This is a genomic window from Aquabacterium sp. (assembly GCF_016234775.1).
Lineage (GTDB): Bacteria > Pseudomonadota > Gammaproteobacteria > Burkholderiales > Burkholderiaceae_C > Aquabacterium.
This window is the reverse complement of record NZ_JACRAH010000051.1, coordinates 53928-74833: the sequence shown is the minus strand read 5'-3', so window position 1 is coordinate 74833 and position 20906 is coordinate 53928. Positions and strand designations below refer to the sequence as shown.

Annotated in this window: 19 protein-coding genes; 5 read left to right on the top strand and 14 right to left on the bottom strand. The window is 59.3% G+C overall.

Annotated features, from left to right (window positions below):
• Positions 1-6 precede the first annotated feature (6 nt).
• Both HY836_RS16225 and HY836_RS16220 read right to left on the bottom strand, forming a co-directional pair.
• On the bottom strand, positions 7-1020 hold the full coding sequence (locus HY836_RS16225; protein ID WP_290678089.1) for a peptidase U32 family protein: 1014 nt from the start codon (positions 1018-1020) through the stop codon (positions 7-9).
• Positions 1021-1035: 15 nt separating this feature from the next.
• Positions 1036-1734, bottom strand: coding sequence for a Crp/Fnr family transcriptional regulator (locus tag HY836_RS16220; RefSeq protein WP_290678086.1), 699 nt, complete (start codon positions 1732-1734; stop codon positions 1036-1038).
• Positions 1735-2005: 271 nt separating this feature from the next.
• On the opposite strand from HY836_RS16220, the gene HY836_RS16215 reads away from it, so the two are divergent.
• The 5 genes from HY836_RS16215 (at position 2006) to HY836_RS16195 (ending at position 6073) form a co-directional block, all read left to right on the top strand.
• Positions 2006-2341 (top strand): metal-sulfur cluster assembly factor, encoded by a 336-nt coding sequence (locus HY836_RS16215; RefSeq protein WP_290678083.1) that lies wholly within the window; start codon positions 2006-2008, stop codon positions 2339-2341.
• A gap of 12 nt (positions 2342-2353) precedes the next feature.
• Positions 2354-3484 carry a hypothetical protein gene (locus HY836_RS16210; RefSeq protein WP_290678080.1) on the top strand — a complete coding sequence of 377 codons (1131 nt, stop codon included), beginning with the start codon at positions 2354-2356 and terminating at the stop codon, positions 3482-3484.
• Between the two features lie 10 nt (positions 3485-3494).
• A complete protein-coding gene (locus HY836_RS16205; protein ID WP_290678077.1) occupies positions 3495-3890 on the top strand; it encodes a putative zinc-binding protein in 396 nt (131 codons plus the stop codon).
• Positions 3891-4063: 173 nt separating this feature from the next.
• Positions 4064-5632, top strand: coding sequence for a methyl-accepting chemotaxis protein (locus tag HY836_RS16200; protein WP_290678074.1), 1569 nt, complete (start codon positions 4064-4066; stop codon positions 5630-5632).
• 12 nt (positions 5633-5644) lie between these two features.
• Positions 5645-6073, top strand: coding sequence for a bacteriohemerythrin (locus HY836_RS16195; protein WP_290678071.1), 429 nt, complete (start codon positions 5645-5647; stop codon positions 6071-6073).
• On the opposite strand, the gene HY836_RS16190 is transcribed toward HY836_RS16195, so the two are convergent.
• From HY836_RS16190 to HY836_RS16135, 12 genes are all read right to left on the bottom strand, one after another.
• Positions 6058-7944 (bottom strand): VWA domain-containing protein, encoded by a 1887-nt coding sequence (locus HY836_RS16190; RefSeq protein ID WP_290678067.1) that lies wholly within the window; start codon positions 7942-7944, stop codon positions 6058-6060. The two genes, HY836_RS16195 and HY836_RS16190, sit on opposite strands and share 16 nt — an antisense overlap.
• Entirely contained in the window at positions 7944-8939 is a 996-nt protein-coding gene (locus HY836_RS16185; protein ID WP_290678064.1) for a 4Fe-4S binding protein, read from the bottom strand. The genes HY836_RS16190 and HY836_RS16185 overlap by 1 nt, the downstream gene beginning before the upstream one ends.
• Positions 8920-9741 carry a CbbQ/NirQ/NorQ/GpvN family protein gene (locus HY836_RS16180; RefSeq protein WP_290678061.1) on the bottom strand — a complete coding sequence of 274 codons (822 nt, stop codon included), beginning with the start codon at positions 9739-9741 and terminating at the stop codon, positions 8920-8922. Before HY836_RS16180 ends, HY836_RS16185 begins: the two co-directional genes overlap by 20 nt.
• Positions 9742-9773: 32 nt before the next feature.
• The gene (locus HY836_RS16175; protein WP_290678058.1) at positions 9774-11204 is read right to left on the bottom strand and encodes a cbb3-type cytochrome c oxidase subunit I; all 1431 of its coding nucleotides are present in this window, start codon (positions 11202-11204) and stop codon (positions 9774-9776) included.
• An 18-nt stretch (positions 11205-11222) separates the two neighbouring features.
• Positions 11223-11660 (bottom strand): c-type cytochrome, encoded by a 438-nt coding sequence (locus tag HY836_RS16170; protein WP_290678055.1) that lies wholly within the window; start codon positions 11658-11660, stop codon positions 11223-11225.
• A 146-nt stretch (positions 11661-11806) separates the two neighbouring features.
• Entirely contained in the window at positions 11807-12502 is a 696-nt protein-coding gene (locus HY836_RS16165; RefSeq protein WP_290678052.1) for a Crp/Fnr family transcriptional regulator, read from the bottom strand.
• A 150-nt stretch (positions 12503-12652) separates the two neighbouring features.
• Positions 12653-13354, bottom strand: coding sequence for a carbonic anhydrase (locus tag HY836_RS16160; protein WP_290678049.1), 702 nt, complete (start codon positions 13352-13354; stop codon positions 12653-12655).
• Between the two features lie 6 nt (positions 13355-13360).
• The gene (locus HY836_RS16155) at positions 13361-14149 is read right to left on the bottom strand and encodes a peptidylprolyl isomerase (RefSeq protein ID WP_290678047.1); all 789 of its coding nucleotides are present in this window, start codon (positions 14147-14149) and stop codon (positions 13361-13363) included.
• 20 nt (positions 14150-14169) lie between these two features.
• Positions 14170-14865, bottom strand: coding sequence for a respiratory nitrate reductase subunit gamma (narI, locus tag HY836_RS16150; RefSeq protein ID WP_290678044.1), 696 nt, complete (start codon positions 14863-14865; stop codon positions 14170-14172).
• The gene (gene narJ, locus HY836_RS16145) at positions 14862-15557 is read right to left on the bottom strand and encodes a nitrate reductase molybdenum cofactor assembly chaperone (protein ID WP_290678041.1); all 696 of its coding nucleotides are present in this window, start codon (positions 15555-15557) and stop codon (positions 14862-14864) included. Before narJ ends, narI begins: the two co-directional genes overlap by 4 nt.
• Positions 15558-15559: 2 nt before the next feature.
• Positions 15560-17083: a nitrate reductase subunit beta gene (gene narH, locus HY836_RS16140; protein WP_290678038.1), complete on the bottom strand. Its 1524-nt coding sequence runs from the start codon at positions 17081-17083 to the stop codon at positions 15560-15562.
• On the bottom strand, positions 17080-20904 hold the full coding sequence (locus tag HY836_RS16135; RefSeq protein WP_290678035.1) for a nitrate reductase subunit alpha: 3825 nt from the start codon (positions 20902-20904) through the stop codon (positions 17080-17082). Before HY836_RS16135 ends, narH begins: the two co-directional genes overlap by 4 nt.
• Positions 20905-20906 lie beyond the last annotated feature (2 nt).

The window sequence follows — 20906 nt, the reverse complement described above, 5'->3', positions numbered from 1 at the left end:
CAACGACTATTGCCAAGGGCGCGAGTAGGCACCCAATGTGTGCTGCTGGCCTTCGGCGAGGCGCCCCAGCGTGCTTGTCCAGACTGGGTGCACTTTGTAGAGATCTGGTGCGACCAAACAGGCATCAATGGCCTGCCGCCAGGTGCGTGTAACCTGCTCCACATAAGCTGCGCTGCGCTGGCGCCCTTCAATCTTGATCGCCGATACGCCCGCCTTCATCAACTCAGGCAGGATGGCCAGCGTGTTCAGGCTGGTGGGTTCTTCCAGCGCATAGCCCACATCACCCGCTACTTCAAAACGACCTTTGCACAAGGTGGGATAACCGCGCGACTCATCTGCCTCGAAACGGTCGATCAGGATGCCGCCCAGGCGGGCGTCCACGGCATCGCCTCGCGCATCCCAGCGCACCGCAGAAGGCGGCGAGCACACACCCGCCGTATTCGGCGCCTGCCCCGTGGCGTAGGACGACAAGGCACAACGCCCTTCCACCATGACACACAGGCTACCAAAGCCAAACACCTCAACTTCGACGTCGGTGTGACGAATCACATGAGCCACTTGCGACATGGTCAACACCCGGGGCAAGACAGCACGCTGGATGCCATAGTGTTCACGGTAGAACCCGATGGCCTCGTAATTGGTGGCCGAGGCCTGAACGGACAGATGCAGCCTGAGATCAGGGTGGCGCTTGCGGCTATAGGCCATCACCGCAGGGTCAGCCAGAATGATGGCATTCACACCCAGATCCGCCGCCATGTCCACCGCGTTGAACCAACGACCAGGATCGTCGGCCTGGGCATAGGTGTTGAGCGCCATTAACACCTGACGCCCTCTCTCTCGCGCATAACGCACACCTTGGCCTGCCTGATTCTGATCGAAATTCAAGCCCGCAAAATTGCGGGCGTTGGTCGCGTCTTTCAAACCCATGTACACCGCGTCGGCCCCGGCGTCCACAGCCAGTTGCAAGGCACGCAATGAGCCTGCAGGGCAAACAAGATCCGGCCTCTTCAAGATTGTCATGATGAACCTTTGACTTCACTGCAGGTGGTAGCGAGACAGGCCCTGGACGTCCAGAATCCGAATATCCCGCCGGTCAATCGCGATGAGGCCGCCATCCTCCAGTTCCCGCAACACACGCGAGAAATACTCGGGCGTCAATGACAGCAGTGATGCGATCGTGGCCTTGCTCACGGGCAAGGACACCGTGGCCATCTGCCCTGGCCCCACGTCCTCCAGGGACTGGTCGCGCAACAGGTAGCCAATCACACGCTGGATGCCTGAGTGCAAGGCGGAGGACTCCACGTCTTGCACCAGACCGTGCAAGCGCCGAGAAATACCGGCCAGCATGCGCAGGGCAAAACGAGGATCCCGCTCGATTTCATCCATCACGGCCTGCTTGCGGACCGTCAGGATCAAGCTTTCCGTCAGAGACTGTGCATTCACAATATATGGCTTGCCTGTGAACATCAACGCTTCCGCAAACGTGTTGCCCGGGCTGATGAGCTCAATCACCTTTTCATGGCCGGTGGGCGCCAGTGCATACAGTTTGACCTGGCCGCTCATCACCACATGAAAGCCATCACAAACCTGGCCGACATGGAAGATCTCGTCACCTCGCTCGCAGCGCTTCAAGACGGCTGACGCTGCAATGCGCTCCAACTCTGCGGGCCGCATTTCATGGAACAAAGGCAATATCGACAGATAGGCAGGAATGTCCAGACTGGATGGCGGCATGTGAGGACTCCTTGAGGGCTGTGAGGACGGACTGCCGCGGATTCTGAAAACACGATTGCTTCATGGATTTGCGTTAGCGCAAAGTCCACCAGTCGACCGATGCACCCATGTGGTGCCATCGTTCGAAATGAGTAGTCACAGAAGAACAGGCGTGGACAAGGCCATTTGACTCACCGCAAGGCACGCGGCGAAGCCGTGAAGACCCTCTCGCGATTGCCATAGCATCACGCTTCACGCGCCTATACAACAGTGCACCAGGGATCGCAGCCTCATGACCGAATCCATCATTCCCAACTACAGCGGCGACGACGCGATGCTCGCTCCGATCATCAAGGCCTTACGCCGCGTGGTCGACCCCGAATTGTCCTTGTCGATTGTGGATGTCGGGCTGATTTATGGCATCTCCGTGATGCCCGACAAGGTGCATGTCCTCATGACCATGACGTCTGCCGCCTGCCCAGTCACCGACATGTTGGTGGACGAGGTTTACGACGAACTGGCGCAACTCTTCCCCATGGAAGTGGACATCTGCGTTGAACTGGTTTGGGCCCCGGCATGGACGCCCGAGCGAATGAGCCCACGCGCCCGCGCCCTGATGAACTGGTAAGCGGGTGAGTTGATGTTTACTCTCGCCACTGGTGCACTCCGGCCAAGCTTGATCGCGCTGATTGCCTTCAGCCTGCTGTCCGGGGTCGTGGGCGGACTGTTGCGTGCCGGCGTACCCGTCTTCCAAGCCATCCCATCCGAATGGGTCATCACCACGGCCAGCCAGCACGCAGCCCTCATGATCTGCGGCTTTCTGGGCACCGTCATCGGCGTTGAGCGCGCCACGGCCATCCATGCGCCTTGGACATTTCTCGCGCCCATTTCGTCGGCACTTGGCGGGCTATTCCTGACCACGGGCCACGCTGGCATCAGCCTGTGGCTCTTTGTTCTGGCCGCCCTGGTGTTCGTGATGGTCAACGTGTTCATCGTTGGCCGGCAAGCCACCGTCCACACCTATCTGCTTGTGTTGTCCGCATTGTTGTGGCTGGCTGGAAATGTGCGCTTCATGCTACACGGCCTGCACAACGCCACATTGACCGCCTGGTTCGCGTTCCTGGTGTTCACGATTGCAGCAGAACGCCTGGAGATGGCCCGACTGACACGACCTCACGCTTTCTCACTGCCCTTGCTGGGATCGGCCCTCGCCATCGTGCTTGCAGGCACCGTCGTCATCGAGTGGCACGACAGCATCGGCTGCGTCTTGTTTGGGACAGGCCTGCTTGCCCTGGCCCTGTGGCTCATCCGATTTGACATCGCCCGCCATACCGTCAAGGCGCCTGGCTTGAGCCGCTACATGGCCGCATGCCTGTTGACAGGCTACGCCTGGCTGGGCGTGTCCGGCCTGTGCTGGGTGGCCTTGGGCATGGGGCAATCCACACGCGATGCGGCGCTGCATGCGCTGGCCCTCGGTTTCATCATGAGCATGATCATGGGGCATGCGCCCGTGATTCTGCCTTCTGTGGCCGGCATCAAGCTGCATGTGGACGCCCGCTTTTACCTGCCGCTTGCCCTTCTGCACTTCTCTCTATTCGTGAGGCTGGCACCAGGCCATGCAAACGCCATCTGGCAAGCACACGGCGGCATGCTCAATGCGCTCGCCATCCTCGCTTTTGCCTTGACCGTCGTCAGCGCCATATGGTCGTGGCGACGTCGCCATCCAGAGCAGCGCCCAGACAGGCGTCGCACCAACAGACTGCGTCACTAAGGGGGTAGCCATGCCGAGGAACACCGATCATCAAGCCCTGGTCTACGCCTGCTCCGGCTGCTCAAACGCAGCGCAACTCGCCAACCACCTGGCCGTGCGCCTGGACCGAGATGGCATCGCGGAAATGTCCTGCATCGCGGGCATCGGTGGACGTGTACCCAGCCTGATCAGAAAAGCTGAAGCTGCAGCCAGTTGCGGCCGCAAAATTGTGGCCATAGATGGATGCGCATTGAGTTGCGCCAAGGCTTCTCTCACTCAACTTGGCATCGCCACCCAACTCCATGTTCAGCTTGCCACGTTGGGCGTGCGCAAGGCCTACCGCACCGATTTTGACCCAAATCAAGCACGCGACCTGCTACAAGATCTGACGCGACAATTGCAAGCAGTCGACACCGACGACAGCTGATCCAATCGGCTTGAGCCACATCAACTACAAGCCCCCTCGTCCAAGCCTTGTGTGACGTACTGCCATTGAACGCCATCACATACAGCCGAAGTGAGCCGAATATGCGTTCAGCAACGTGCCGATATGAGCGCGCTTTCAGGAGAGGCCCCACTTATCACTTCAAGAGGTGAATGGTGAAACGCATCTCCCTGCGCATCGGGCAAAGACTTGCCATCGGATTTGGATTGTTGCTGGCCATGTTAACCCTGGCCACCTTGTTCGCGGCCTGGCAGTTCAACAGCATCGGCCAGATCAATCAACGCATCATTGAGCAGGACTGGCAAAAGGCGGAGGCGGCCAACTTCATCAACGCCACGACACGCACCAATGCCCGCCTGACCATGGCACTGCTCATCACGGATCAACCTTCGCGCTTGGCCGATATCAACCAGCGCATCGATCAGAACAAGGCCCTGATCGATGGTGCCATGGCCAGGTTGGACAAATTGGTCTACAGAACAGATGGGCGAGCCTTGCTCAAGGACATCAAGGACAAGCGCCGTCAGTTCGTTGCATCCTTCAGCAAGGTAAGAATGTTGGTCGCCAACGGACAGCGAGCGCAAGCCACGGAACTCATGAACAGCGAGACGTTGGAGGCCATCGATGCGCTGCAGGCCCCCATCACTGCATTGTCCGATCTGCAAAAGCAGATCGTGAGCGAAAGCAGTCAGCTCGTTCAGGGCAAGATTCAACAGGCACAAATGCTGATGATGCTGTTGGCGCTCACTGGCCTGATGGCCGGCGTGGCCGCGGCACAATTGATCAGCCGGTCCATCACCAGGCCCTTGGATCAAGCCGTGTTGCTGGCACAGCGCGTCGCGGCGGGAGACTTGAGCACCCACATCGACGTGCAAGGTCACGATGAACTGGCCAGACTGCTCCAGGCACTGCAGAGCATGAATGGCAGTCTGGTTCAGATCGTCCGTCACGTCAGGACAGGGTCGGGCTCCATCTCGACCGCCACAAGCGAAATCGCATCAGGCAACATGGACTTGTCTCAGCGCACCGAAGAGCAGGCCAGTTCGTTGCAGGAAATCGCCGCCTCTCTGGAGCAACTCACCGCCACGGTTCAGCAAAACCTCGATAGCGGCCGATACGCCAACCAGATCGCTGGGTCCGCCGCAGACGTCGCACTCAAGGGCGGCGATGTGGTCGCCCAGGTCGTTCAGACCATGGATGCGATCAACGAGTCGTCACGCAAGATCGCTGACATCATCGGCATCATCGACGGCATCGCGTTTCAGACCAATATCCTGGCGCTCAATGCTGCAGTGGAAGCAGCCCGGGCCGGTGAACAAGGTCGAGGGTTTGCGGTCGTGGCTTCCGAGGTTCGCAGCCTGGCTGGTCGCTCTGCCAGCGCTGCCAAGGAAATCAAGGATTTGATCAACCACTCCGTTGGCAACGTTTCAGAAGGCTGCAAGCTGGTGGAGCAGGCGGGTAGCACCATGGACGAAATTGTCGTGAGCGTGCGCCGGGTGGCCGACATCATGGGCGACCTGACGAGCGCGGCCAAGGAGCAATCAGCCGGCATCAGCCAGATCAGCCAGGCCATGGGACAAATGGACCAAGTCACGCAAGGCAATGCTGCCCTGGTCGAACAGGCTGCAGCGGCGGCGCAATCCCTGGAGCATCAGGCCAAGTCACTGGTTGCTTCCGTGGATGTCTTCAAGCTCGACGAATCCGCCACTTTGCTGGCAGCCTGAAAGGCCTCAACCATGGCTTACTTCGAATGGGCGGATGACCTGGTCATCGATCGCGGCCCCATTGATCAGGATCATCGCCATCTGATCGACCTGGTCAATGAGTTACACACTGCTACCAGCCGGGGCTGTGGACACGAGGTGGTGGGCGACATCCTGGACAGGCTGTCGCAATACACCCACGAGCATCTACGGCGAGAAGAGCAGGTGATGGCATCGGTTGGGTTCCCTCATCTTGAGGGGCATCAGCGCGGTCACGGGAAATTTGTTGCCGATCTCGAATCTCTGCAAACAAAGTACGAACATGGCAGCATCACCACGGCTGCTCAACTCTCCGCCTTGCTTCGCGATTGGCTGTCGCTCCACATCAGGCGGTCTGATCGCGAGTTGCGCAACTATCTGGAGGGCAGCGTGCGCAGCGCCCGGCATCAGGCGGAAAGCTGACCGACGATCTGTGTCAGACGCGACACCAGTTCTTTCGGCTTGTGCACCAGCGCATAGCCATGCTGCCCGAACAGATACGGCAGGTAATCTGAGGCCTCTTCGTCAATCGTGATGCAGAAGGGATGCAAGCCGGCCGACTTCGCTGCTTGCACGGCGTGACGCGTGTCCTCCAGGCCGAATCGCCCTTCATAGTGATCCAGATCATTGGGCTTTCCGTCGGTGAGCAACAGCAACAGTCTTTGCTTCTCCGGCCTTATGGACAACTCCCTGGTGGCATAGCGAATGGCAGCGCCCATGCGCGTGTAATAGCCGGGTTTGATCGCACCAACCCGATCACGCGTGAGCGCACTCCAGGATTCGTCAAAACGTTTGAGTGCGTGTACACGCACATTGTGGCGCTTCACCGAACTGAAACCCAGCATCTCGAATGGATCGCCCAGGCCCTCCATGGCCTGCCCGAAAACATACAAGGCCTCTCGTATGACATCGATGACGCGCGCATCTTGCGAAGCCCACGCATCGGTGGACAGTGACAAATCCGCCAACAGCAAGGTCGCTAGACTGCGCTCACTGCGTTGAGGCCGGGCAAAAACTCGGGGTTCGCTCATGATGGCCAACGTCCCGTCATCGCCACGGCATTCGGTCTGCCAACGCACCCAGGCATCCATGTCGAGCCGTTCGCCACTGGTGTAACCCGCCTGCCATCGAGGCAAGGCTCGCAGGCTCTCCAGCCGGCGGCGCATGCGTGAGGCCGTTGTGCGCAAGGACGCCGGAACCTGCCAGGGTTCAACCACAGTCGGCAGCAGCACCTGCACCGAACAATGTTGCGGCAAGAGGCTCGCCTTGCGGTGATCCCACTCTGGCAACTTGATACCTTGTGCGATCACCACGTCATCGGCGGCCGAGCTAGGCAGATCCAAGTCGAAGCGAACACGCGAAGCCAAAGTCTGCCCGCCTGGCGCCAGTGACAAAACATCCATGTCATTGGCGACCTGACTGGCATCGTCCAGTTCGTCTTCGTCCGTCTGCCGGTTGACACGCACGAACTCCGTCCACGACAGCAGCGACTCGGCGCGGAAGAACATCATCAAGCCATGCTTGTCGTTCGTGGCATCAGTTTGCCGGGCACGCCTGCGGGCGCCATCCTTTGGCTTGGGCGCCTGTTCTTCCCCACCACTTTCACGATTGAGCTCCTGGCGTGCTGGCGACAGCATGCGAACCTGGGAAGCGGACACGTCCACCCACAGTGTCACGGGGTGGACTTCATCGCTACCAACATCCTGCGCGCCCGCGGGCAACGCCCACTGCCCGACCAGCGAGCGGCGCAAGGCCTGCTGCACAAGTTGCTCCGCTTGAGCCTGTCGGCCCTTGAGGCCAGCCACATCTGGCCGTTGCAACAAATGCGCTTCAAGCAAACGGCGATATCGCGATTGCCAACCTGGATAGTGCATCAACAAAGCTCGCGTGGCCTGGAGATTGCCCTCCACCCATCCTCGCTCAGCCAACTCGCCCCCCGCCAGCCATTGCAGACGCATCGCGCCCTGCCCCGCCAGCCACAGGTACAGATCTCGATTCAACTCCAGCTTGTCGAACAGGGCCAGCACGGGGGGCAAAGCCAAAGTCTCAGCGTCCAGCACGGGCGTCGCAAAGCGTTGACCGCCCCCTGCAATCTTCTGCATGAGCGTGCGCGAACCACCGTGAAGTCGCTCAGACGCTGATGCCAGGCGCCACTGAGGCAATCCCCCCATGGCGCGAAAGATCACCCCCAACTGGGTATTCATGTCTTCGAGCCGCACCGCTGCCTGCGGATACTGCCGATCCGCCAATCTCGTCACAATGCGGTGCCACCATTGGCCAACCCATTCTTCCATCAGCGGGCCTCCTTCGACACCGACTCACCCTGCAAGGCTTGCTGAGCCTGTTCGGCCTTTTTCTGTCGCAAGGTTTCTCTCACCGCGTCCACGCCCACTGCCCAGCTCAGCACGGGGGTTCGATCCTGCAGGCCTTGGGAACGATCGCACTGACTGAGGCACTGTCCGCACTGCACGCATGAAAACATCATGCGCTTGATGTCGCGTGGGTGCAGTCGCATGGGGCAGGCATTGTCACAGGCCGATCCGATTGGTGCATCGCAGGTTCGGCATTCCCTGGCACGTTCGCGCTTGAACGCCACGACCATCCCTTTAGGGTTGGCCATCCAAACCAGGCTCTGGAACAGGCCGACCGCACAACCAAAACGGCAAAACAGGTGACGGGCCAGCACAAACTCGGCGGTGAACGCGGCGGTACCGATCCACAGGAAGCGGGCTTCTACCGCCGTCAATGTGCCCTGAAACAGATGAGACCAGATCCGCACGGGTGGCAACAAATAGCTCAGAAGCGTGATCGCCCAGGTAAAGCCCAACGCCACACTCAACACCAAAAAGACAGGCCACCAGGCTTTGCGGGGCGGGACCAGTTCTCCGCGACCATCTCGGCGTCGGCTCACATGTTTGTCCCACAGGCTGAACTTGCCCATGGCCCGGTGCAAGGTCTGATTGAGAAGTTCGACGGCAGAGAAGTGTGGGCACAGCCAGCCGCAATACAAGCGCCCGAACTTCCAGGCCACGGTCAAGAACGTGCCGACAACCAAGACGATAGGCAACAAACCGCGCACCAGCAACTCCAAGCCTGCCTGGGTCGCGGTGATCTGCCCCTTCATCAGGGCATCGATACCCAAGGACCACTTGAATCCCAGCACCCACAGTTGCGTCTCTGTCAGATCAAACCGGAACAGGTTGAGTACCGGCGCCAGCAAGAAGACCACAAAGAACCCCACCTGCCAACGCAAACGCCGGCTTTGCAGGTCAGGGGCTGTCAAAGACACCACGTACGATCTCCATCAACGCTGCGGCGGTATCGACATCGTCGGTCAGCGCGTCCACGACCGCAGCACGGCAGGCAGTATTCACATTCATGCCAGCACCGATCAGCCGCGCAGCCATCACCAGCAAGCGGGTGCTGGCCGTCTCCTCCAGATCATGATCGGTGACGCGGCGCAATGCATGCGCCAGGCGCACCAACCCTGCAGCCACGTCGGCATTCACACCTGACTCACTGCGCACAATGTCTTGTTCGACACCAGCCTGCGGATACTCAAACGTGAGGGCCACGAAACGCTGGCGGGTACTGGGCTTGAGCGCCTTGAGCAGATTCTGGTAGCCGGGGTTGTAGGAGACCACGAGCATGAACTCCGGCGGTGCAATCAACAACTCTCCGGTGCGCTCAATGGGCAACACGCGCCGGTCATCGGCCAGTGGATGCATGACAACGGTCGTGTCCTTGCGGGCCTCTACCACTTCGTCAAGATAGCAGATGGCGCCCTCACGCACAGCACGCGCCAGCGGCCCATCCTGCCAGATGGTACTGCCCTGCCCGATGAGGTGCCTGCCAACCAGATCGGCAGCACTCAGGTCATCGTGACAGGACACGGTAATCAGAGGCCGCCCAAGGCGGGCGGCCATGTGTTCCACAAAACGGGTCTTGCCACAACCCGTCGGCCCCTTGATCAGCAGGGGCAACTGGCAACGCCAGGCGTGCTCGAACAAAGCGCATTCCTGCGCCTGCGGTACGTAATGGGGAAGCCCTTGCGGCGCTCCCACCAAGTGCCTTGCACTGAGCATGTCCATGCTGATCTCTCTAGGCTGACGGGTCGGTTCTATCAGGCTCGTTGAGCCGGTACAGCGCGGGCATCACCGCCAGCGGCGGCAAGCACAGGCTCCTCTCCGCCGATGAAGAAGCTCATCAGATAGGTCACCAAACCTACCAAGAATCCCACGCCACCCCACAACCGGATCCAGTAGAAGAAGTTCAACTGATCTTGCGTGGCCATGAAGGGTGTTGGGTTGGTGGCCATACGTTGCAACCAGACTTGCAGGATGCCAGCACCCGTCAAAGCCAGCACCATGATGCCCATGCTAACGGTCATGATCCAGAAGGACCACATTTCGACATTCTGGGCACGCTGGCTGTTGGCCACACGACCACGCAATGTGGGCATCGCGTAGCTGATCATCGTGATGACCACCAACACGTAGGCGCCATAGAAGGCCAGGTGCCCGTGTGCTGCAGTAATCTGCGTGCCATGGGTGTAGTAGTTCACGGCAGACAGGGTATGGATAAACCCCCACAGACCGGCCCCCAGGAATCCCATCACCGAGGTACCCACCGCCCACAGCACAGCTGCCTGGTTAGGGTGTTCACGGCGGCGACGTTGCACCATGTTGAAGGCAAACACCGTCATCATGAAGAAAGGAATGGGCTCCATGGCGGAGAAGATGGAACCAATCCACTGCCAGTAGCCAGGCAGACCAATGAAGTAGAAGTGGTGGCCGGTACCCAGAATGCCAGTCATCAGCGCAAAGGCGATGATCACGTACAACCACTTGTCAATCACTTCGCGGTCCACACCCGTGGTCTTGATCAGCACGAAGGCCAGCAAGGCGCCCAGGATCAACTCCCACACACCCTCCACCCACAGGTGAACCACAAACCACCAGTACATCTTGTCGCGGACCAGGTTGCTGGGATTGACAAAGCTGAACAGGAACATCAGCGCCAGCCCCCACAAACCGATATGCAGCACCAGGGAAATACTGGTCTTGCGCCCCTTGAGCAAAGTCATCGAGGTGTTGAAGAGGAAGCCCAACGCCACGATGACGATGCCGACTTTCGTTGGCAACGGCTGCTCAAGGAACTCTCGCCCCATGGTGTTGAGCAAGTCATTTCCAGTCCACTCGGCCAGCTTGGCGTAAGGCACCATGAGGTAGCCCACCACCGTCAGTGCACCAGCCAACAGGAAGATCCAGAAAAGGGCCAAAGCCAGTTTGGGACTGTACAACTCTGTTTCAGCCTCTTCGGGCACCAGGTAATAGGCTGAGCCCATGAACCCGAACAGCAGCCACACGATCAGCAGGTTGGTGTGGACCATGCGGGCCACGTTGAAGGGAATGGCTGGGAACAGGAAGTCCCCAACGATGTACTGCAGCCCCATGGCCAGGCCGAAAACGATCTGCCCGACGAACAGCAGCAGTGCGGCCGCGAAGTAATACTTGGCGACCGATTGCGATTGGTATTTGAGTGTCTTGATCATGATGTCGCTCCGCCTTGATCAACCTTCGACGTTAGGAGGCCACTTCTCGGTGTTGACCCCATTGGTCCACTTGAGAAACTCCACCATGTCATCGAGTTGCTGGTCGCTGAAGTTGAACTGCGGCATCTGGCGACGCCCCGGTGCGCCCGTGGGCTGCCCCTTGATCCACGCCTTGATGAATTCGGGCCCACGGCGTGTGTAGACGTTGCCAAGTTCAGGTGCGAAATAGGCCCCTTCCCCCAGCAACGTGTGGCAACCGATGCAGTTGCGCGTCTCCCATAAGTGCTTGCCACGCACTACCGCTTCCGTGATGTTCTCGGCGTTGGATCGCTTGGGAATCTTCTGCTCGGTATCGAATACGATGGCCGCGAACACGAGTATGAAAAATACGGTGCCGCCATAAAAAATATTGCGGGCGGCCTGCTTGGTAAAGCCGCCTTGCTTGCCCTGGGTCATGCCATTCTCCTTATTGTCAAGGGACGACAAGAGCCTAGGGCTTGACCTGAGACATTTCCTTGAACCGCTTCAAGAAACAGGGCCCGAAGGCCCCGCATCGTTCTTCAGGCTTAGTCACCACCAAAGCATGCGGTGAACTCGCTCTATCAGGAGAACTGCGCCAGCCCATGTGCATCCCGAATGTGGATGTGGCGCCGCTCCACCTCGATCAAGCCTTGGGCTTGCAGGTCGTGCAGGATGCGAGAAAAATGCTCTGGCGTCACAGACAACAGGGAAGCAATCGTGCCCTTGCTGGCAGGCAATGACACGGTCAGATCCCTGTTCACGTCTTGGACATCCCCCACGACTGGTGAATGCAGCAGGTAGTCCACCACCCGCTTGACACCTGAGTGCAAGGTCACGGCTTCTATGTCCTTGACCAGTCCATTCATTCGCCTGGACAAGCCCTTGAGCAAACGCATGGCCAGGCCAGCGTTGTGCTCGATCTCGTTGACCAGCACGTCCCTTGGCACCACCAGCAACTGCACATCCATCAGCACACTGGCGTTCACGCTGTGGGCACCTTCGCTGAACATCAAGGCTTCTGACACGCAACCGCCAGCACCTATCACCTCCATGACCTTTTCCTGACCACTAGGCGCCTTGGCGTACAGCTTGATCATGCCGTCGATGACGAAGTACAAACCTTCGCACACCTGCCCGGAGTGAAACATCTCCTGCCCTCGCGACAGGCGCCTGACACTGGACGCCGCAGCGATCCGCGCCAACTCCGGCGCCGACATGTCCTTGAACAAGGCCAGGCTGCCCAGGTAGGACACCACATTCAGTCTGCGCGAACCCATCATATTGCTCCTCGAATTCCCATGAACCTGAGTTCATTCTGGGCACCCACAAAAAGCATGGATTTGACAAGGCGCAAATATGGCCAACAGATTCACTAGGGTAAAGGAGCTAAGCATTTCGGACGACAGCCATGACGCCCGTTTGACGCATCAGCGCCCCTGATACCAGGACGCGTCCACCTCGTTGAAGATGGAGCCACTATCTGGATCGACATCCTGGTAGGGGCCCGTCCCGCTGTGCTCGGCGTGAGAAGCAGGCACGAAACTGCCGGACTTCACGTCAAACACATGTACCTCGCCCTCTTCAATGACGTAGTGCCATCCGTGTAGTGAAATCTGGCGTTTTTCCACGCGTTGCCGCACCATGGGATAGTCCATCAGCCGCTCCAACTGCAGCACGATTGAGCGTTGCTCCGTACGCCGCAGGGCCTCCTCGGACACCTGAACCGGCAAGGCCGCTTCACGGGCCAGATCCAGCCACGCCTGCAGGTTTTTGGCCTCCGGCGAAATCTCTTCGTACAAGGCCTTCATGGCCCCGCAGTGAGAGTGCCCGCACACGATGATGTGACTCACGTGCAGATTGAGCACAGCGTACTCAATGGCAGCGGCCGTGCCATGCAAGCCGTGCAGGCCGTTATAGGGTGGCACCAGCGCCCCCACGTTGCGAACGATAAACAGCTCGCCAGGGCCCGTGCCTGTGAGCATGTAGGGCACGAGACGAGAGTCCGAGCACCCAACGAACAGGATCGTCGGGTGCTGCCCCTGCTCTACCAGGTTTTGGAACTTGTCCTTGTAGTCAGGGAAGAAGTCGTTGTGGAAGCGCCGCAGGCGCTCCAGTAAATGGTCATCCATGGATGATCACTGTAGCAAAGGTGAATCCGCCGAATTCAGATCTATACCCTGCACATCCCAACGAGATGCCAGCACGCTCATGGTTTGACGCAAAGCGGTGATCCAGGCCTGCTGGTGCAGGGCCTGCGCCACGGCTTGGCGTACCACTTCGTAGGGCTGGGCCTGCCCTGCCTGACGTGCCAGCACTTCCACCACATGCAGGCCGAATCGGCTGTGCACCAGACGAGGCAAGACGCCCACATTGGCCTGAGCCTCGTCCTGCGCAAACAACTCCTTGGCGAACTCCGGGGCGCAATCCTGGGCGGTCAGCCAACCCAGATCTCCGCCCTTTTCACTAGACGGGCAGTTCGACAACTCACGGGCAACCTCGCCGAATCGTTCCGGATCAGCACGCACGTCCAGCAAGGCCTGCTCGGCACGTGCACGCAAGGCTTGCACATCAACGCCTGGCGTCACGGCAAACAAGATGTGACGAGCCTGAATGGCCTCACCGATGGCGTACTTGGCTGCGTGAGCCGCATGGTATCGCCTGCACGCCTCTTCGTCAGGTTCGGGCACGGTCACATGCTCCAGCAGATAGCGGTCAATGGCTTCGATCGCTTCTTCCGTGAAGACACCACCCTGCGGTGGCGCGTCGCTGGCTGCGAGCAGGCCCACCTCAATGGCAGCCTGCCGCAGCAACTCCAGACTGGCGCGCTGACGCTTTTCGGCGTCCGACAAGCCCATCTCGTCATCAGCCAGGATCACCTGACCAACTCTCAATACAGCGGGAAGATCAAGGTTTTCCGGCAACATGGCTATTCCCTTTGAAAATATCACAGACCGGTGCGACGGCTACGCACCACTTGCCAAGGACGCAGCACATAGCCTGCAACGGCAAACCCGCTCCACACATGAACAAGACGGGTGAAGGGAAAGATCGCGAACAGCGACATGCCCATGAACATATGAACCTTGAACACCATGGATGCATCCGCGATGAAGCTTGGCGCATCACCCTGGAATGTCACCAGATGTTGCGCCCATGACATCAGCTTGAGCATTTCGCCACCATCGCTGTGGTGCAGTGACAGAGGAATGGTGGACAAGCCCAGCATCAAGGTCGCCAGGATCCAGAACAAAACCAGAAAATCACGGCCACGGGAAGTAGCACGGATGCGGCTGTTGCTCAGGCGGCGATGGATCAGGATGATGAGCCCGATCAGACCAAGACTGCCCAACGTGCCGCCGGCCACCACGGCCAGCAACTGCTTCTGAGAGGCCGTCACACCCAGTGCGTGGATGATCTCAGGCGGCGTCAGCATGCCGAAGAAGTGCCCGAAAAACAAGCCGATGATGCCCAGGTGAAACAGGTTGGAACCCACACGCAGGCTGCCAGTAGAGAGCATCTGGCTGGATTCGCTGCGCCAGGTGTACTGGTCGCGATCAAAGCGGATCAGACTGCCCAACAGGAAGATGGCGCCGCAGATGTAGGGATAGATGCCGAATACGAATTGATGAGAGAGGCTCATGCTGCTGCTCCTCGTTGTGGTGTCGATGTAGTACGCCGCACGATCTGAATGGGCTGCGGCTGACTAGGGCTTTGTTGGCCTTTGCTGGTGCACCCGGCAAAGGCTTCAGGCTCTGCCCAGGCAGCGTCCAGATCCTCGTCTTCCGGCACATCCGGTGTGGCGATCTCTTGCTGACCGATCTCCAACACGGCTGCCAGCACGTGGGCGTACAGGCTGCGGCGCTTGATCAAGGCTGCGTGGACAGCATTGAGAATGTGCGCGATCTCAGACAGGAATTCCCGCATCTGCGCCGCCGGCAAGGTGGAGGCGAACTCCAGCACCACCGGCAGATAGTCAGGCAACTCGCCTCCGATCTTGTCGGGATCCAGTAACAAGCCACCTTGTTCGTAGGTCTTGACCAGGTCGATCATGGCCGGGCCACGATCTCGGGAGTCGCCATGCACATGCTCGAACAGGTGCAAGGACGTGGCGCGGCCACGGTCGAACAGCTCGACGTAGGCCTGCTCCACTTCCATCACGTCTTGATCAACCAGGGAGCCCAACAACATGTTCAGGCCACGCAGGCGAGCCGGCGACAAAACAGACTCACTCACGAGCACCTTTTGCAAGTCAGGTACCAGCTCGCGCAAGGCTGCGTCCGGATAGGTGAGCATCCGAGCCAAGGCACGCAGGGTGTAGGGGGTTGTCATCATGTTCAAACCTCCGACTTGATGGGAATGGTGCGCTTCTTCTTGCTGCCGAACAAGCTGGTGTCCGTGGCGCCATCTGAGCAGCCATTGCCAAAGGAGAAGCCACAGCCACCGCGCACATCGAAAGCATTTTCGGCGTATTCACGGTGAGCGGAAGGGATCACGAAACGGTCTTCGTAGTTGGCAATCGCCATCACGTGGTACATGTCTTCCACGGTGTGTTGGTCCATGCCGACCTGCTCCAGCACACGCTTGTTCTCCACGCCATCCACATGCTTGCTGCGCATGTAGCCGCGCATGGCCAGCATGCGTTCCAGGGCGCGCGTCACCGGCATGGTGTCGCCAGCTGTCAGCAAGTTTGCCAAGTACTTGACGGGTATGCGCAACTGGTTGACATCAGGGATCTCGCCGTTGACGCCAATCTGGCCACTGTTGGCAGCCGACTGGATCGGCGACAGCGGTGGCACATACCAGACCATGGGCAAGGTACGGTACTCTGGGTGCAGCGGCAATGCGACCTTCCAATCCACGGCCATCTTGTAGACCGGGCTGTTGCGGGCAGCCACCAGCCAGGCTTCCGGGATACCGTCCTTGCGGGCCTGCTCGATCACCTTCGGATCGTTGGGATTCAGGAAGACGTCCAGTTGGGCCTGGTAGAGATCGCGGTCCTGCTCGACGCTGGCGGCCTCCTCGATGCGGTCTGCGTCATACAGCAGCACGCCCAGATAGCGGATGCGGCCCACGCAGGTTTCCGAGCACACGGTCGGTTGACCGGCTTCGATACGGGGGTAGCAGAAGATGCACTTCTCGGCCTTGCCAGACTGCCAGTTGTAATAGATCTTCTTGTACGGACAACCGGAGACGCACATGCGCCAGCCGCGACACTTATCCTGATCAATCAGGACAATGCCGTCTTCCTCGCGCTTGTAGATCGAGCCCGACGGGCACGATGCTACACATGCCGGATTCAGGCAGTGCTCGCACAGGCGAGGCAAGTACATCATGAAGGTGTTCTCGAACTGACCGTAGATATCCTTCTGGATATCGTCGAAGTTCTTGTCCTTGCTGCGCTTGCTGAACTCGCCACCCAGAATTTCTTCCCAGTTGGGGCCCCACTCGATCTTCTCCATGCGCTGACCTGTGATCAAACTGCGTGGGCGGGCGGTCGGTGCGGCCTTCATCTTCGGTGCCGACTGCAGGTGTTCGTAATCGAACGTGAAGGGCTCGTAGTAGTCGTCGATCTCCGGCAGATTGGGGTTGGCGAAGATCTTCATCAGGAGGCTCAGCTTGCCGCCTTGGCGAGGCGCAATCGTGCCGTCCGACTTGCGAACCCAGCCACCATTCCACTTATCCTGGTTCTCCCACTCCTTGGGGTAACCAATACCGGGTTTGGTCTCGACGTTGTTGAACCAGGCGTACTCGACGCCGGGGCGACTGGTCCAGACGTTCTTGCAGGTCACCGAACAGGTGTGGCAACCGATGCACTTGTCCAGATTCAGCACCATGCCGATTTGAGCGCGGATTTTCATGCGTGTACTCCTTCGGTTGTGGCCTCGTCATCCAGCCAGTCAACCTTGTTCATCTTGCGAACGATCACGAACTCGTCGCGGTTGGTACCGATGGTTCCGTAGTAGTTGAAGCCGTAGCTGAACTGGGCATAGCCACCGATCATGTGCGTAGGCTTGAGCACCACACGCGTCACCGAGTTGTGAATACCGCCTCGGGCACCAGTGATCTCGGAGCCAGGTGTGTTCACGATCTTCTCCTGGGCGTGGTACATCATGGTCATGCCAGGGTTCACACGCTGACTCACCACCGCACGGGCTGCGATCGCACCGTTTGTGTTGAACAGCTCGACCCAGTCGTTGTCCACGATGCCTGCGCTCTTGGCGTCGTCTTCACTCAACCAGATTACCGGCCCACCACGGTTGAGCGTGAGCATCAACAGGTTGTCGGAGTAGGTGGAGTGAATGCCCCACTTCTGGTGCGGCGTGATGAAGTTGAGCGCGATCTCCTTGTTGCCATTGGGCTTGACACCGGCCACATCGTCGAGCGTCTTGAGGTCCACCGGCGGACGGTAGGACACAAAGCCCTCGCCAAAGGCGATCATCCAGGGGTGATCCATATAGAACTGCTGACGTCCAGTGAGGGTGCGCCATGGAATCAGCTCGTGCACGTTGGTGTAGCCCGCGTTGTAAGACACCTTCTCGCTTTCCAGGCCAGACCAGGTCGGCGAGGAAATGATCTTGCGAGGCTGCGCCTGGATGTCGCGGTAGCGGATCTTCTCGTCTTCACGATGCAGTGCCAGGTGGGTGTGATCGCGGCCTGTCTGCTTGCCCAACGCCTCCCATGCCTTGACTGCGACATGCCCGTTGGTCTCGGGTGCCAGCATCAATACCACCTCAGTCGCGTCAATGTCAGACACGATGCGTGGCAAGCCCTTGGTGGTCCCCTCTTCGCGCACGACGCCGTTGAGACTGGCCAGGCCATTGACTTCGTCTTGTGTGTTCCAGCCGATGCCCTTGCCACCATTGCCCAACTTGCTCATCAGCGGGCCCAGAGAAGTGAAGCGCTTGAAGGTGTTGGGATAGTCGCGTTCGACCACAGTGATCTGCGGTGCAGTCTTACCAGGAACCAGATCGATCTCACCCTTCTTCCATTCCTGCACACCGAATGGCTGAGCCAGCTCGGCGGCCGTATCGTGCATGATTGGTGTGAGCACCACTTCCTTTTCGACGCCCAGGTGACCCACGCACACTTCGGAGAACTTCTGGGCGAAACCCTTGTAGATCTCCCAGTCGGAACGGGCCTCCCATGCAGGGTCCACCGCTGCGGACAGCGGGTGGATGAAAGGGTGCATGTCAGAGGTGTTGAGGTCGTTCTTTTCGTACCATGTCGCTGTGGGCAACACGATGTCCGAGTACAGGCATGTGGTGCTCATGCGGAAGTCCAGCGTGACCAACAAGTCCAGCTTGCCTTCCGGCGCCTGAGCGTGCCATTCCACCTCCTGAGGCTTGGCGTCGTTGGCACCCAGATCCTTGCCTTGCACACCGTGACTGGTACCCAGCAGGTGCTTGAGGAAGTACTCGTGACCTTTGCCTGATGAACCCAGAATATTGGAGCGCCACACGAACATGTTGCGCGGCCAATTCAGTGGGTTATCAGGGTCCTCGCAGGACATCTTGAGCGTACCGGCCTTGAGCGCCTGAACCGCATAGTCCTTGGCATCCATACCCTGTGCTTGCGCGTCCTTGATGACCTTCAGCGGGTTGGTTTGCAGTTGCGGCGCCGACGGCAACCAGCCCATGCGCTCGGAACGCACGTTGTAGTCGATCATGCTGCCGCCAAACTTGCGCTTGTCAGCCAACGGCGAGAGTACCTCGTTGACGCCCAGCTTTTCGTAACGCCACTGGTCGGTGTGCGCATAGAAGAAGCTGGTGGAGTTCTGCTGACGTGGCGGACGCGCCCAGTCCAGGGCAAAGGCCAACGCCGTCCAGCCAGTTTGTGGCCGCAGCTTTTCCTGACCCACGTAGTGGGCCCAACCACCACCAGATTGGCCGACACAACCACACATCATCAACATATTGATGATGCCTCGGTAGTTCATATCGCAGTGATACCAATGGTTCATCGCGGCGCCGATGATGACCATGGACTTGCCCTTGGTTTTGTCGGCGTTGTCGGCGAACTGACGCGCCACGGCGAGCACCTGGGCACGGGGCGTGCCAGTGATCTGCTCTTGCCATGCGGGTGTGTAAGGCACGTTGTCGTCAAAGGACTTGGCGCCGTCGTCCACCAACTCGCCCTGGGCGGTCTTCAGACCGCGGAACACCCCGTAGCTGGCCACCTGCAGGTCGAACACGGTGGCCACCCAGACTTCCTTGGTCTGGCCGTCTTGCTGGATGCTCAAGCGCTGCATAGGCACATTGCGCAGCAGCACATCGCCTTGCTTGTTGGACGGGAAGTTCGGCGTATCGATGCCACCGAAATACGGGAAGGCCACCTTGTTGACGGCGCCCGCAACCACTTCGGCCTTGCTGGCGTCCTCCAGCACGGAAAGCTTCAAGCTGACCTCGGCGTTGCCCACACCTTCCTTGGTCTCCAGGTTCCACTTGCCCTCGTCGGAGCGGCCTGCAGCACCCCAACGGAAGCCGATCGAGCCGTTCGGCGCCACGATGCTGCCGTCAGCGTTGTAGGCCAGAGTCTTCCACTCCGTGTTGGTACCTTGAGCGAGATCGCCCGACATGTCGCTGGCACGCAAGTAGCGCCCCGGCACCAGTGCTTTGCCGGCTGGTGTGTCCTGCTCTTCGAGCATGACCAGCATGGGCAGATCGGTGTAGCGGCGAGCATAGTCATCGAAGTAGGCACTGCGCTTGCGATCACCTTCACCGAAGTAGAACTCCTTGAGGATCACGTGGCCCATGGCCATGGCCACGGCGGCATCGGTGCCCTGCTTGGGGTGCATCCAGATATCGGCCAGCTTGGCAACCTCGGAGTAGTCCGGGGTGACCGCCACCGTCTTGGCGCCCTTATAGCGGACTTCGGTGAAGAAGTGCGCATCAGGCGTACGCGTCTGGGGCACATTGGAACCCCAGGCGATGATGAAATTCGAGTTGTACCAATCAGCCGACTCAGGCACGTCGGTCTGCTCACCCCAGATCTGTGGGCTCGAAGGAGGCAGGTCGCAATACCAGTCGTAGAAGGACATGCACACGCCACCGATCAGGCTCAGATACCGACTGCCCGCCGCATAGCTGATCATGGACATGGCCGGAATCGGCGAGAAGCCAATGATGCGATCAGGGCCGTACTGCTTGATCGTGTAGACGTTGGAGGCGGCCACGATCTCGTTGACTTCCTCCCAACTGGTGCGCACGAAGCCACCCAGGCCACGTTCCTTTTGCCAGGAACGACGCATCTGCGGGTTGCTCATCAAACTGGCCCAGGCGTCCACTGGTGTCTTGGATACAGTGCGTGCTGCCCGCCAGTGCTTGAGCAACTCACCACGCACCATGGGGTGCTTCACGCGGTTGGCGCTGTAGAGGTACCAGGAATAGCTGGCACCGCGAGCACAACCACGAGGCTCGTGGTTGGGCAGGTCGTCGCGAGTACGGGGGTAGTCCGTCTGCTGGGTTTCCCAGGTCACGATGCCGCCCTTGACGTACACCTTCCACGAGCAGGAGCCCGTGCAGTTCACGCCGTGGGTGGAGCGCACGACCTTGTCATGCTGCCAGCGGTTGCGATAGGCGTCTTCCCAAGTGCGGTCTTCGCCGTTGGTGACGCCATGACCATTCGCGAACGTTTCCTTGGGTTGCGCGAAAAAGGTCAGTCGGTCAAGAAAATGACTCATGT

Bases quoted from the DNA above. Each gene is read 5' to 3' on its own strand.
- HY836_RS16225 (WP_290678089.1), bottom strand. From the start codon at position 1,020: ATGACAATCTTGAAGAGGCCGGATCTTGTTTGCCCTGCAGGCTCATTG.
- HY836_RS16165 (WP_290678052.1), bottom strand. From the start codon at position 12,502: ATGGGTTCGCGCAGACTGAATGTGGTGTCCTACCTGGGCAGCCTGGCC.
- HY836_RS16210 (WP_290678080.1), top strand. From the start codon at position 2,354: ATGTTTACTCTCGCCACTGGTGCACTCCGGCCAAGCTTGATCGCGCTG.
- narH (WP_290678038.1), bottom strand. From the start codon at position 17,083: ATGAAAATCCGCGCTCAAATCGGCATGGTGCTGAATCTGGACAAGTGC.
- HY836_RS16215 (WP_290678083.1), top strand. From the start codon at position 2,006: ATGACCGAATCCATCATTCCCAACTACAGCGGCGACGACGCGATGCTC.
- HY836_RS16190 (WP_290678067.1), bottom strand. From the start codon at position 7,944: ATGGAAGAATGGGTTGGCCAATGGTGGCACCGCATTGTGACGAGATTG.
- HY836_RS16180 (WP_290678061.1), bottom strand. From the start codon at position 9,741: ATGGACATGCTCAGTGCAAGGCACTTGGTGGGAGCGCCGCAAGGGCTT.
- HY836_RS16135 (WP_290678035.1), bottom strand. From the start codon at position 20,904: ATGAGTCATTTTCTTGACCGACTGACCTTTTTCGCGCAACCCAAGGAA.
- HY836_RS16160 (WP_290678049.1), bottom strand. From the start codon at position 13,354: ATGGATGACCATTTACTGGAGCGCCTGCGGCGCTTCCACAACGACTTC.
- HY836_RS16205 (WP_290678077.1), top strand. From the start codon at position 3,495: ATGCCGAGGAACACCGATCATCAAGCCCTGGTCTACGCCTGCTCCGGC.
- HY836_RS16220 (WP_290678086.1), bottom strand. From the start codon at position 1,734: ATGCCGCCATCCAGTCTGGACATTCCTGCCTATCTGTCGATATTGCCT.
- HY836_RS16170 (WP_290678055.1), bottom strand. From the start codon at position 11,660: ATGACCCAGGGCAAGCAAGGCGGCTTTACCAAGCAGGCCGCCCGCAAT.
- HY836_RS16155 (WP_290678047.1), bottom strand. From the start codon at position 14,149: ATGTTGCCGGAAAACCTTGATCTTCCCGCTGTATTGAGAGTTGGTCAG.
- narI (WP_290678044.1), bottom strand. From the start codon at position 14,865: ATGAGCCTCTCTCATCAATTCGTATTCGGCATCTATCCCTACATCTGC.
- HY836_RS16175 (WP_290678058.1), bottom strand. From the start codon at position 11,204: ATGATCAAGACACTCAAATACCAATCGCAATCGGTCGCCAAGTATTAC.
- HY836_RS16195 (WP_290678071.1), top strand. From the start codon at position 5,645: ATGGCTTACTTCGAATGGGCGGATGACCTGGTCATCGATCGCGGCCCC.
- narJ (WP_290678041.1), bottom strand. From the start codon at position 15,557: ATGATGACAACCCCCTACACCCTGCGTGCCTTGGCTCGGATGCTCACC.